The sequence below is a fragment of the Chromobacterium sphagni genome (assembly GCF_001855575.1).
Taxonomy (GTDB): Bacteria; Pseudomonadota; Gammaproteobacteria; order Burkholderiales; family Chromobacteriaceae; genus Chromobacterium; species Chromobacterium sphagni.
The window spans coordinates 2,227,825-2,239,798 of record NZ_MKCS01000001.1 but is presented as its reverse complement, the minus strand read 5'-3'; the positions used below and the strand labels follow the sequence as shown (position 1 = coordinate 2,239,798).

Below are 11,974 nucleotides of genomic sequence, written 5' to 3'. Positions count from 1 at the left end.
AAGTTTCTACCTTAGCGGGCGATGGTATTGGTACGTTTGATCTTGTTCTGCAGCTGGATGATGCCGTACAGCAGCGCCTCGGCCGTCGGAGGACAGCCCGGCACATAGACATCGACCGGCACGATGCGGTCGCAGCCGCGAACTACAGAATAGGAATAATGGTAATACCCGCCGCCGTTGGCACAGGATCCCATGGAAATCACCCAGCGCGGCTCGGCCATCTGGTCGTAGACCTTGCGCAGCGCCGGCGCCATCTTGTTGCACAGCGTGCCGGCGACGATCATCAGGTCGGACTGGCGGGGGCTGGGTCTGAACACGACGCCGAAGCGGTCCAGGTCATAACGCGCCGCGCCGGCGTGCATCATTTCGACCGCACAACAGGCCAGACCGAAGGTCATCGGCCACAGCGAACCGGTTCGGGTATAGTTGATAAGTTTGTCGGCCGTCGTCGTGACGAAGCCTTTCTCCAGAATCCCTTCTACTCCCATTCCAGAGCTCCCTTCTTCCACATGTAGACGAAGCCGAGCGTCAGCACGGCCAGAAACTCGATCATCACGCCAAGACCATAAACGCCCAGGTCCTTCAGCACCACGGCCCAAGGAAACAGGAAGGCAATTTCCAGGTCGAACAGGATGAAGAGAATGGCAATCAGGTAATAGCGGACGTCAAACTTCATGCGGGCATCTTCGAAGGCCTCGAAGCCGCATTCGTATGGAGAAAGTTTCTCAGAGTCGGGACGATTTGGCGCCAGCAGCTTGCCCAGAAAGATAGGGCCCACGCCGACCAAAAGTCCGACAATGACAAACATCAGAATGGGAAAGTAGTTTTGCAGCATTTCCCGTACACCCCCAAAAAAAGAGGGGTCACCCCCCCTAGGCTCCAAATAAAACAGGCCACCGGAGTCCCGGTGGCCTGTTTTTGAATGGTGGTGCCGACAGTGAGACTCGAACTCACACAGCTTTCGCCACTACCCCCTCAAGATAGCGTGTCTACCAATTTCACCATGTCGGCACAGCAAAGCTATAAATTGTCACTCCGGGATTTTGGAAGCTGTGCCCGAAGCTTTGTTATTAGGCGCGCCTGCCGGGATTTGCGGCGCAACCTGTTCAATCTTTCCCGCCATGACACCGAGATTATCCTTCCCACCCCCGGAAAGGAAAGCCAGCGCCATGGAGGCGGAGAAGAACACCACCGCAGCTACCGCGGTCGTTCTACTCAGAAAATTCGCGGAACCAGACGCGCCGAACAGACTGCCGGATGATCCGCTACCAAACGCCGCACCCATATCGGCACCCTTGCCGTGCTGCATCAGAACAAGGACGATGATACTCACTGCGGACAGGAGGTTTACAATCCAAATAAGCGTCTTGAGAAGTTCCATACTATATCATTTTTCCTGCGGCTTGGCAAATCACTCTGAATGAACGGGCGTCCAGAGAGGCCCCTCCGACCAATGCTCCGTCGACGTGTTTCGTCGCCAGAATGGACTCGGCGTTCTCTGCTTTGACACTGCCGCCGTAGAGGACGCGAATCTTAGCCGAGCCCCCGGCCTTTTGCAAGCACCAATTTTTGATGAATGCATGGATTTCGGCGATCTGCTCCAGAGTGGCAACCTTGCCGGTGCCTATGGCCCATACCGGCTCATAAGCGACGACGTATTCATCACCATGGTCGATGTCGGCCAGAAGCGCAAGCTGCCGGCGCACCACTTCCATATAATCGCCCGCCTCGCGCTGCTCCAGCGTCTCGCCGACGCACAATACCGGTACCAGGCCGGCGGCGATGGCATGGCGCATCTTCTTCAGCAGCGCCTCGTTGCTCTCGGCGAAATACTGGCGGCGTTCGGAATGGCCGACCAGCGCGTAGCGGCAGCCGGCATCCGCCAGCATCGCGGCGCTCACCTCGCCGGTGAAGGCGCCGTCGGCGTCGAAGCGGCTGACGTCCTGCGCCGACAGCGCGATGCCGCTGCCCTTCAGCTGCTCGGCCAGCTCAGCCAGATAGACCGCCGGCGCGGCGATGGCCACCCCCTCGCGATTGGTGTCCCGATCCGCCAGCAGCTCGGCCGCCAGCTGGCGGGCGCTGTCGCCGCGGGTGTTCATCTTCCAGTTGCCAATCACCAGCTTGCCGGACATCTGTCTCTCCACCGTATGTATTGTTGCGACGGATTATACCCTGCCCACCGGACCGCACCAACGTCTTCAGGTCAAGCATTTACGACTTGTAATATTACTGCAAGATTTCAGCTATACGATGGCGGCAATCACAACAGCAGTCTCATTACATCGTTCGGGAGTTAAGCATGAAACAGTCTGTACGTCTGGCAGCGGCTCTTGGTTCCGTGCTGATCGCAGGTTCGGTCTACGCAGCCGACATCACCGGCGCCGGCGCGACCTTTCCCTATCCGCTGTACGCCAAGTGGGCCGCCACCTACAAGGGCAACACCGGCAACAACATGAACTACCAGTCCATCGGTTCCGGCGGCGGCATCAAGCAGATCCAGTCCAAGACTGTCGATTTCGGCGCCTCCGACATGCCGCTGAAGCCCGAAGAGCTGGAAAAGTCCGGCCTGACCCAATTCCCGACCGTAATGGGCGGCGTGGTGCCGGTGTACAACATCCCGGGCATCGCCGCCGGCCAGATCAAGTTCACCGGCCCGCTGCTGGCCGACATCTACATGGGCAAGATCGCCAAGTGGAACGACGCCGCAATCGCCAAGCTGAATCCTGGCGTCAAGCTGCCTGACCAGCGCATTTCCGTGGTGCGCCGCTCCGACGGCTCCGGCACCACTTTCATCTTCACCAACTACCTGTCCAAGGTTTCGCCGGAATGGGCGAAGGACGTCGGCTCCAACACCGCCGTCAGCTGGAAGGGCAGCTCGGTCGGCGGCAAGGGCAACGAAGGCGTGGCCAACTACGTGTCGCGCATCAAGGGCTCGATCGGCTACGTCGAGTACGCCTACGCCAAGCAGAACAAGCTGAGCTACGGCCTGCTGCAGAACCAGGCCGGTGCCTTCGTCAAGCCGGAAGAAGCCTCGTTCAAGGCCGCCGCCGCCAACGCCGACTGGAAAAAGGCCCAGGGTTTCTACCTGCTGCTGACCAACCAGCCCGGCAAGCAGAGCTGGCCGATCGCCGGCGCCACCTTCATCCTGATGCACAAGAAGCAGGACAAGCCGGCTCAGGCCACCGAAGTGCTGAAGTACTTCGACTGGGCTTACAAGAACGGCGACAAGACCGCGCAGGAGTTGGACTACATCCCGATGCCGGACAACGTCAAGACCATCATTCGCTCCAGCTGGAAGCAGATCACCGACGGCAGCGGCAAGACTGTCTGGAACTGACAAGCTGAAGTTATACTGATCGTCACCCAGGCCGGGGAGAGTGAGCTCTCTCCGGCCTTGTGTCTGAACCATCAAGAATCGACACATGCAAAAACTGAGCAATGAGCAGCAGCTGACCTACCAGATGTTGCTGGACAAGCTGTTCCGCATCACCACCCGCTGCTTCGCCTTCCTGGTGCTGGCGCTGTTGGTGGCTATCCTCATTTCGCTGCTGATCGGCGCGATGCCCAGCATCAAGGGCTTCGGCTGGGGCTTCCTGTTCAATACCGACTGGGATCCCGTACAGAACAAATTCGGCGCGGTGGTGCCCATCTTCGGCACCCTGGCCACCTCCGTCATCGCCCTGCTGATCGGCGTGCCGGTCAGCTTCGGCATCGCGCTGTTCCTGACCGAACTGTGCCCCAGCTGGTTGAAGCGCCCGCTGGGCATCGCCATCGAGCTGTTGGCCGGCATCCCGTCCATCATCTACGGCATGTGGGGCTTGTTCGTGTTCGCGCCCTTCTTCTCCGACCACATCCAGCCCTGGCTGATCGAAAATCTGGGCGATCTGCCGCTGCTGGGTTTCTTGTTTCAGGGCGCGCCGATGGGCATTGGCATGTTCACTGCCGGCCTGATCCTGGCCATCATGGTGATTCCCTTCATCGCCTCGGTGATGCGCGATGTGTTCGAGGTGGTGCCTGTGATGCTCAAGGAATCGGCCTATGGCCTGGGCTCCACCACCTGGGAGGTGGTGCGCTACATCGTGCTGCCCTACACCAAGACCGGCGTGGTCGGCGGCATCATGCTGGGCCTCGGCCGCGCGCTGGGCGAAACCATGGCGGTGACCTTCGTCATCGGCAACTCCACCCGTTTCACCACCAGCCTGTTCGAGCCGGGCAATTCCATCGCCTCGTCGCTGGCCAACGAGTTCGCCGAAGCCAACGGCGACCTATACATGGGCTCGCTGATCGAACTGGGCCTGATCCTGTTCTTCATCACCTTTGTCGTGCTGTCCTGCTCCAAGCTGTTGCTGCTGCGCCTGAAGAAGCAGGAAGGCCAGCCTTCCTGATATGAAAGACGCCTCCTCCATGAGCCAAAGTTCCATGAGCCAAGCCCTCCAGCGCGCGCCTGTCAGCCTGAAACAGGACAGTCTCACCTACCGCCGCCGCCGCGTGGTCAACCGCCTGACCATGGCCGGCTCGATGTTCACCATGGTGTTCGGCCTATTCTGGCTGTTCTGGATTCTGGCCACCCTGCTGCAATACGGCTTGTCCGGCATAGACTGGCGCGTGTTCACCGAAAGCACCCCGCCGCCGGGCAGCACCGGCGGCCTGGCCAACGCCATCTACGGCAGCCTGGTGATGACCGGCTTCGGCACGCTGTTCGGCACGCCGATCGGCATCCTGGCCGGCATCTACCTGGCCGAATACGGCCAGCGCGGCTGGCTGGCGCCGGCCACCCGCTTCATCAACGACATCCTGCTGTCGGCGCCGTCCATCGTGATCGGCCTGTTCGTCTACGAAGTGTACGTGGTGTCGGTAGGGCATTTCTCCGGCTGGGCCGGCTCGGTGGCGCTGGCCATCCTGGTGATCCCGGTGGTGGTGCGTACCACCGAGAACATGCTGCGCCTGGTGCCCAACAGCCTGCGCGAGGCGGCCATCGCGCTGGGCGCGCCGCAATGGAAGGTGATTCTCACCGTCACGCTGCGCTCGGCCAAGGCCGGCGTGCTGACCGGCATCCTGCTGGCGGTGGCGCGCATCTCCGGCGAAACCGCGCCGCTGCTGTTCACCGCGCTGAACAACCAGTTCTTCAACAGCAATATGAACCAGCCGATGGCCAACCTGCCGATCGTGATCTTCCAGTTCGCCATGAGCCCCTACGAGGACTGGCACAAACTGGCGTGGGCGGGTTCGCTGCTGATCACCTTCAGCGTGCTGACCCTGAACATCGTCGCCCGCTGGATGGGCGGCAGCAAAAATCAATCGAATTAAGGCATGACAACCATGGCTAGCCCCTCTACCAAGCTCGAGGTCCGCAACCTCAATTTCTTCTACGGCAACTTCCACGCGCTGAAAAACATCCAGCTGGAAATCGCCCCGCACAAGGTCACCGCCTTCATCGGCCCGTCCGGCTGCGGCAAGTCCACGCTGCTGCGCACCTTCAACCGCATGTACGAGCTCTACCCCGGCCTGCGCGCCGAGGGCGACATCATGCTGGACGGCCAGAACATCCTGGCGCGCGACATCGACGTCAACTTGCTGCGCGCCAAGGTGGGCATGGTGTTCCAGAAGCCCACCCCGTTTCCGATGTCGATCTACGACAACATCACCTTCGGCGTGAAGCTGTACGAGAAACTGTCCAAGGGCGAGATGGAAGACCGAGTGGAATGGGCGCTGCGCAAGGCCGCGCTGTGGGACGAGGTGAAGGACAAGCTCAAGCAGTCCGGCCACTCGCTGTCCGGCGGCCAGCAACAGCGCTTGTGCATCGCCCGCGCGGTGGCCTCCAAGCCGGAAGTGCTGCTGCTGGACGAACCGACTTCGGCGCTGGACCCGATTTCCACCGCCCACATCGAAGAGCTGATTCATGAACTGAAGGAGGACTACACCATCGCCATCGTCACGCACAATATGCAGCAGGCGGCGCGGGTGTCCGACTTCACCGCCTATATGTATCTGGGCGAGCTGGTGGAGTTCGGCAAGACCGACACCATCTTCACCACCCCGCAGCAGAAGGCGACCGAAGACTACATCACCGGCAAGTTCGGCTGACCCCTTCCCGCCGCCGCGGCTGGCGCGCATGACAAATATCGATGCCGCCAGCCGCGCACCATATATCACAGCCAGCACGCGATGCCGATGACATGATGAAAAATCATGGACTTAGCTGGCTTGCCCGCCGATGCTGTCAAGCTGATTTTGCCGTTTTCGCAGGCAAAACCACAGGGTTTATTTTTTTTTTATAAACACTTGACGCCATTGGCCTGGAACCCAACAATCCCGCCTTTACGATTATCGCAGACTCGCCATGCTGGACCTGTTCTCCGGGCTCGACACCCATGTAGCCATCACTTTGATGCTTTCGCTGGGCTTCGTGCTCGCATTTGAGTTCATCAACGGTTTTCACGATACCGCCAACGCCGTCGCCACCGTCATCTACACCCAGTCGATGAAGCCGCGCCTTGCCGTGTTCTATTCCGGCATCTGCAACTTCCTCGGCGTGATGAGCGGCGGACTGGCCGTGGCCTACGCCATCGTCCACCTGCTGCCGGTTGACTTGCTGATCTCGGTCAACACCACCCGCGGCATGTCGATGGTGTTCGCGCTGTTGGCCGCCGCCATCATCTGGAACCTGGGCACCTGGTATCTGGGCCTGCCGGCATCCAGCAGCCACACGCTGATCGGCGCCATCCTGGGCGTCGGCGTGGCCAACAGCCTGATCAACCACACTTCGCTGTCCCATGGCATCAACTGGGGCAAGGCGGTGGATGTCGGCGCCTCGCTGCTGGTTTCGCCGGTGGTCGGCGCGGTGGTCGCGGGCCTGATCGTCATCCTGCTGCGACGCTTCCGTCCGCACAGCAATGTGCACAAGACGCCATACCAGCGCCAGCAGGTCGAAGGCCGCAAGCATCCGCCGTTCTGGACCCGCTTCATGCTGATCGTGTCGGCGATGGGCGTCAGCTTCGCCCACGGCTCCAACGACGGCCAAAAGGGCGTCGGCCTGATCATGCTGGTGCTGATCGGCATCGTACCGGCCAAGTTCGTGCTCAACCTGGACAGCACCCCGTACCAGCTGGAACGCACCCGCGACGCGGCGCAGCATCTGCAGCAGTTCTACCAGCGCCATGAAGCGGATCTGTCCAAGATCATCGTCAAGTCCACCAGCACCAGCCAGTACGAATGCCACCCGCAGCAGACCGTCGCCACCGCGCAGAATCTGCTGACCCTGATGGGCGATGGCTCCGACTACCACAAGCTGAGCGCCTCGCAGCGCTGGGACGTGCGCACGCAGCTGTTGTGCCTGGACGACGCAGCCAAGAAGGCGTCCGCCCTGCCCAAGCTGAGCTCGGACGACAGGCAGCTGCTGGACAACCTGCGCAAGGACCTGACCACCACCACCGAATACGCGCCCACCTGGGTGATCGTCGCCGTCGCGCTGTCCTTGGGCATCGGCACCATGATAGGTTGGAAGCGCGTGGTGAAGACCGTCGGCGAAGGAATAGGCAAGAAGGATATGACTTACGCCCAGGGCGTGGCGGCGCAGACCACCGCGGCGGTCTCCATCGGCCTGGCCAGCTGGTTCGGCTTCCCCGTATCCACCACCCACGTGCTGTCCAGCGGGGTGGCCGGCACCATGATCGCCGACAAGGCCGGCCTGCAGATGGGCACCGTGCGCTCGATCGCGCTGGCTTGGCTGTTCACCCTGCCAGCGTCGATGGCGTTGGCCGGCGGCCTGTACTACCTGGCGGCGCAGTGGTTCTGATACCTGCTGCCCGCAATGAAAAAGCCACCGCTCGCGGTGGCTTTTTTCATGCTTGATCTGGGTCAAGGGAAAGGCTGGCTGCGCTTGAGCCTTTAATTCACACATTGCTAATATGTGCTGGCTTCATTAATGGTTTCTTTTGTTTGCAGCAATCCTCCCTCACCGCCGCGATTTCCCCCAATCGCGGCGGATTTTTTACGCTTTGAGAAACTGCTCCTTGCCGGCCAGCCAGCGCTCCAGGTGCGCGTCGGCCGCCTGCGGCCAGCGCTCCAGCAATTGCGGCGCCAAGTCCCGCGCCGCCTCCAGCAGCTGCTGGTCCTGCTCCAGGTCGGCGAAGCGCAGCATCGGCAAGCCGCTCTGGCGCGCGCCCAGGAATTCGCCCGGACCGCGGATCTGCAAATCCTGGCGGGCGATCTCGAAACCGTCGACATTCTCGTAGATCACCTTCAACCTGGCTTTGGCCAGATCGGACAGCGGGCTGTCGAACAGCAGCACGCATACGCTCCTGGCGCTGCCGCGCCCTACCCGGCCGCGCAACTGGTGCAGCTGGGCCAGGCCCATCCTCTCCGCGTGCTCGATCACCATCAGGCTGGCGTTGGGCACGTCCACCCCCACCTCTATCACCGTGGTGGCCACCAGCACGTCCAGCTCGCCACCGGCGAAAGCCGCCATCACCACCGCCTTTTCCGCCGCCTTCATCCTGCCGTGCACCAGGCCGATGCGGCGGCCTGGCAGGTCCTGCTGCAGCTGCTGGTGGCTATCCACCGCGGTCTGCAGTTGCAGGGCTTCAGATTCCTCGATCAACGGACACACCCAGTAGGCCTGCTGTCCCTCGGCACAGGTGCGCTCCACCAGGCCCACCACCTCGGGACGGCGCGGGTTGCCTATCAGCTTGGTGACGATAGGGGTGCGCCCGGGCGGCAGCTCGTCTATCACCGACACGTCCAGATCGGCGTAGAAGCTCATCGCCAGCGTGCGCGGGATGGGCGTGGCCGACATCATCAGCTGGTGCGGCTCCTCGCCCTTGCCTTGCAGCGCCAGCCGCTGGCCGACGCCGAAGCGGTGCTGCTCGTCGACGATCGCCAGCCCCAGCCTCTCGAAGCGCACATCGTCCTGGAACAGCGCATGGGTACCCACTGCCAGCCGGCAACGACCGGCGGCGATCTCCTCCAGCGCCTGCGCCTTGGCCTTTTTCCTCAGGCTGCCGGACAGCCAGGCCACGCCGATTCCCAGCGGCGCCAGCCAGCCGGACAATTTGAGATAATGCTGCTCGGCCAGGATTTCGGTCGGCGCCATCAGCGCCACCTGATAGCCCGCCTCGATGGCGGACAAGGCCGCTAGCGCGGCGACTATGGTCTTGCCGCTGCCCACATCGCCCTGCAGCAGCCGGTGCATCGGATGCGGCAGTGCCAGATCGGCGCGTATATCCTCCAGCACCCGGCGCTGCGCGGCGGTGAGCTGGAACGGCAGGTTTTGCAGTAGGCGGGCGCTCAGACTGCCATCGCCGACGATGCGCGGCGCGCTGCCCTGCCGGCGCGCGCGGTAGGCCAGCCGCATAGACAGCTGCTGCGCCAGCAGCTCGTCGAACTTCAGCCGCTGCCAGGCCGGCAGCCGCGGATCGGCCAATTGCTGCGCCGACCATTCCGGCGGCGGCTGGTGTAGCAGGCGGATCGCCTCGGCGAACGGCTGCAAGGCCAGCGGCTCCAGGAGCGGCGGTGGCAACACCTCGCCCAATTGCTGCAAACGCAGCTCGCCATGCACCAGCTTGCGCAGCATCGGCTGGGTCAGGCCGTTCACCGTGGGATAGACCGGGGTGAGGCTTTCCGCCAGCGGCGCGCCTTCGCGCACTTCGCGCGTTTTGGGGTGGACCATCTCGTCGCCCAGGAAACCGCGGCGGATTTCCCCCAGCGCGCGCACGCGGCTGCCTTCGGCGAACTGCTTGATCTGGCTGGGATAGAAATGGATGAAGCGCAGCAACAGCACGCCGCTGCCGTCCTCGATCTGCACCCGCAGCTGCTTGCGCGGCTTGAAGCTGACCTCGTGCGAGACGACGGCGCCCTCCACCAGCACCGGCTGGCCATAGGGCGCGTCGGCGATAGGATAAAGATGGGTTTCGTCCTCGTAGCGCAGCGGCAGGTGCAGCACCAGGTCGAAGCGGCGGCGTATGCCCAGCTTCTCCAGCTTTTTGGCCAGCGCAGCCGGCACCGTGGGCGGCTGGTTGGCAAGATCGGTCGGCGGAGTCATGAGGGCAGATTGTACTCAAGAATGCAAAAGGCGGAAGCGGCTTGACGCCGGCTTCCGCCCAGTCCGTTCAGACAGAGCGCTGCCGCTTACTGCTGACGTTCCCAAACCTGACTGCGGAAAAAGGGACCGATATAGCCGCGCACGCGCAGCTTCTTGCCGTCTTCCATCAGCTTGGCGCCGGAGGTGTAGATTTTGCCGGACTTGGGATCGAGGATCTGGCCGTCGCTCCACTCGTCGCCCTGCTTCTTCAGGCCCCACAGGATCTGCATGCCATTGACCGGCTTGCCCTTGTTGGCGCCGTCGCACTTGTCGCATACCGCTTCCGGATGCAGGTAGAGCTTGATCACCTTGCCGGTCAGCTCGCCGTTGGGGCCTTCGTTGATCTGCACCAGCGCCTTGGCCTGGTGGGTTTCGTCGTCTATGGTCTTCCACAGGCCGGCGGCGCTGCCAGCCAGAGCCAATTGGCTGGCCAGGCCCAGCGCGGTAGCCAGGCAAGCGGCTTTGGCGATTCGAATCATGATGTTTTCCTCGTTCATTTGTTATGAAACAACAGTTTGGAGCAGCGACTCTAGGATGCCAACAGCAGGCCGCATCGTCAAGCCGCCGCGCCGTCACAATTTGAACTCGCCCCGCCCCATAGGCCATGTCCGGCCGCCCACCCGCACCTGCCCGGCGGCGTCGATATCCAGGTAAAGCCTGTTTGGCCGGTCTATCGCCTCCCCCTGCTCCAGTCGCCAGGACAAGGGCGCAAGGCCGTTCAGCACGCACCAGCCGCCCAGGTTGGCGCAGGCGCTGCCGGTGCCCGGGTCCTCGATCACCGCACCCTGCTGCTCAAAAAACAGCCGCACGGCGGCGACGCCGTCCTGCTGATGCCAGACGTAGGCGACGCTGCGTCCCGGGCGCAGGGTGGCGTGGCGGCGGAACAAGGCCGGATCGGGTTGCGCGCGCAATACCGCCTCGCGGCTGGCCAGGCCGATCAACAGTTGCTCGCTGCCGGCGTTCAGCCATTGCGGATCCTGCGCGATGTCGCTCGGCGACAGGCCCAGCATCGCGGCCGCCTGTTCACGGCCACAATCCGCCGGCCGCGCAGTGGCGGCCGGCGCGCTCAGGCGGAACAGGCCGTCCCGATACAGGATGGGGATCAGGCCGGAACGGGTGCGCAGCGCGAAGCTGTCGCCGACCTCGCCGCGCGCGTGCAGCACCGCCGCGCTGCCCAGCGTGGGGTGGCCGGCGAACGGCAATTCATAATTTGGCGTGAAAATACGCAGGCTGGCCGCGGCTTCGCTATCGCCGGGGAGCAGGAACACGGTTTCCGACAGGTTGAACTGGCGGGCGATCAGTTGCATGTCCGCGTCGGACAGGCCGGCAGCATCCGGGAACACCGCCAGCGGATTGCCGCCGAAACGTTGTTCGGCAAATACATTGACAAGCTCGAAACGGTAAGTCGGCATCAATCGTCCTTATATAAATGGCATGCCCGATCCTGCATCTGATCCTCCACCTTGGCAAGTCTGAGCTTCAAGCGATCCAACTCCTTGACTGCCTGTCCCTGATACAGGCTTTGCCGCAGTGATGCCTGCTTGTCCGCCAGCCTCTGGCAATGTTGCCGTTCCACCAGCCATTTCTTGCGGCCCGCCTGCCGTTCGCGCTGCGCCGCCTTTTCCTCAGCCTGGCGCGCCTTGTCGCGCTTGCCGGCCCAATCTTGCAACTCTTTGCCATACTGCTGCCGCGACGCGCGCTGCCTCGCCTCCTGTTCGATCACACTCAATGACTGGCGCCCATCCATCTCCAGCCTGCTGCTGCCGACTGGGCATGGTTGCTGGCTATAGCTGGTCCGTCCGTCGCCATCGCGGCATTTGAAAATCTGCGCCTGGCAGACGGCGGCGGACAACAACAGACAAACCGGCAGTAAACCCTTCATTGCGCACTCCCAGT

At 62.4% G+C, this 11,974-nt stretch carries 13 protein-coding genes and 1 tRNA gene; 5 read left to right on the top strand and 9 right to left on the bottom strand.

Translation table 11 applies throughout. The features are described 5' to 3' along the window. Positions 1–11: 11 nt before the first annotated feature. The 5 genes from BI347_RS10600 to tpiA all read right to left on the bottom strand — a co-directional run bounded on the left by BI347_RS10600 (position 12) and on the right by tpiA (position 2,132). Positions 12–488: a NuoB/complex I 20 kDa subunit family protein gene (locus BI347_RS10600; protein WP_011134497.1), complete on the bottom strand. Its 477-nt coding sequence runs from the start codon at positions 486–488 to the stop codon at positions 12–14. Continuing rightward, positions 479–835, bottom strand: a complete 357-nt coding sequence (locus BI347_RS10595) for an NADH-quinone oxidoreductase subunit A (RefSeq protein WP_071112541.1) — start codon at positions 833–835, stop codon at positions 479–481. Before BI347_RS10595 ends, BI347_RS10600 begins: the two co-directional genes overlap by 10 nt. 91 nt (positions 836–926) lie before the next feature. Next, positions 927–1,011: transfer RNA gene (locus tag BI347_RS10590), tRNA-Leu, on the bottom strand. A 19-nt stretch (positions 1,012–1,030) separates the two neighbouring features. Next, positions 1,031–1,381, bottom strand: a complete 351-nt coding sequence (gene secG, locus BI347_RS10585; protein ID WP_071112540.1) for a preprotein translocase subunit SecG — start codon at positions 1,379–1,381, stop codon at positions 1,031–1,033. A 1-nt stretch (position 1,382) separates the two neighbouring features. Beyond that, positions 1,383–2,132, bottom strand: a complete 750-nt coding sequence (tpiA, locus tag BI347_RS10580) for a triose-phosphate isomerase (protein ID WP_083338818.1) — start codon at positions 2,130–2,132, stop codon at positions 1,383–1,385. 167 nt (positions 2,133–2,299) lie between these two features. Here tpiA and pstS point away from each other — a divergent pair, with 167 nt between their 5' ends. The 5 genes from pstS to BI347_RS10555 all read left to right on the top strand — a co-directional run bounded on the left by pstS (position 2,300) and on the right by BI347_RS10555 (position 7,795). After that, positions 2,300–3,337 carry a phosphate ABC transporter substrate-binding protein PstS gene (pstS, locus tag BI347_RS10575; protein ID WP_071112539.1) on the top strand — a complete coding sequence of 346 codons (1,038 nt, stop codon included), beginning with the start codon at positions 2,300–2,302 and terminating at the stop codon, positions 3,335–3,337. Positions 3,338–3,422: 85 nt separating this feature from the next. Next, on the top strand, positions 3,423–4,385 hold the full coding sequence (gene pstC / locus BI347_RS10570; RefSeq protein WP_071115852.1) for a phosphate ABC transporter permease subunit PstC: 963 nt from the start codon (positions 3,423–3,425) through the stop codon (positions 4,383–4,385). A gap of 34 nt (positions 4,386–4,419) precedes the next feature. After that, positions 4,420–5,307: a phosphate ABC transporter permease PstA gene (pstA, locus tag BI347_RS10565; protein ID WP_071112946.1), complete on the top strand. Its 888-nt coding sequence runs from the start codon at positions 4,420–4,422 to the stop codon at positions 5,305–5,307. A 3-nt stretch (positions 5,308–5,310) separates the two neighbouring features. Next, the gene (pstB, locus tag BI347_RS10560; protein WP_420837166.1) at positions 5,311–6,084 is read left to right on the top strand and encodes a phosphate ABC transporter ATP-binding protein PstB; all 774 of its coding nucleotides are present in this window, start codon (positions 5,311–5,313) and stop codon (positions 6,082–6,084) included. A 256-nt stretch (positions 6,085–6,340) separates the two neighbouring features. Further along, on the top strand, positions 6,341–7,795 hold the full coding sequence (locus BI347_RS10555) for an inorganic phosphate transporter (RefSeq protein WP_071115851.1): 1,455 nt from the start codon (positions 6,341–6,343) through the stop codon (positions 7,793–7,795). A gap of 195 nt (positions 7,796–7,990) precedes the next feature. Here the strand turns inward: BI347_RS10555 and recG are convergent, their stop codons facing one another. The 4 genes from recG to BI347_RS10535 all read right to left on the bottom strand — a co-directional run bounded on the left by recG (position 7,991) and on the right by BI347_RS10535 (position 11,960). Then, positions 7,991–10,039 (bottom strand): ATP-dependent DNA helicase RecG, encoded by a 2,049-nt coding sequence (recG, locus tag BI347_RS10550; RefSeq protein ID WP_071112535.1) that lies wholly within the window; start codon positions 10,037–10,039, stop codon positions 7,991–7,993. Between the two features lie 86 nt (positions 10,040–10,125). Further along, positions 10,126–10,557 carry a DUF2147 domain-containing protein gene (locus BI347_RS10545; RefSeq protein ID WP_071112945.1) on the bottom strand — a complete coding sequence of 144 codons (432 nt, stop codon included), beginning with the start codon at positions 10,555–10,557 and terminating at the stop codon, positions 10,126–10,128. Between the two features lie 93 nt (positions 10,558–10,650). Beyond that, positions 10,651–11,490, bottom strand: coding sequence for a PhzF family phenazine biosynthesis protein (locus BI347_RS10540; RefSeq protein WP_071115850.1), 840 nt, complete (start codon positions 11,488–11,490; stop codon positions 10,651–10,653). Beyond that, on the bottom strand, positions 11,490–11,960 hold the full coding sequence (locus BI347_RS10535) for a DUF4124 domain-containing protein (protein ID WP_071112533.1): 471 nt from the start codon (positions 11,958–11,960) through the stop codon (positions 11,490–11,492). The genes BI347_RS10540 and BI347_RS10535 overlap by 1 nt, the downstream gene beginning before the upstream one ends. Positions 11,961–11,974: the final 14 nt, after the last annotated feature.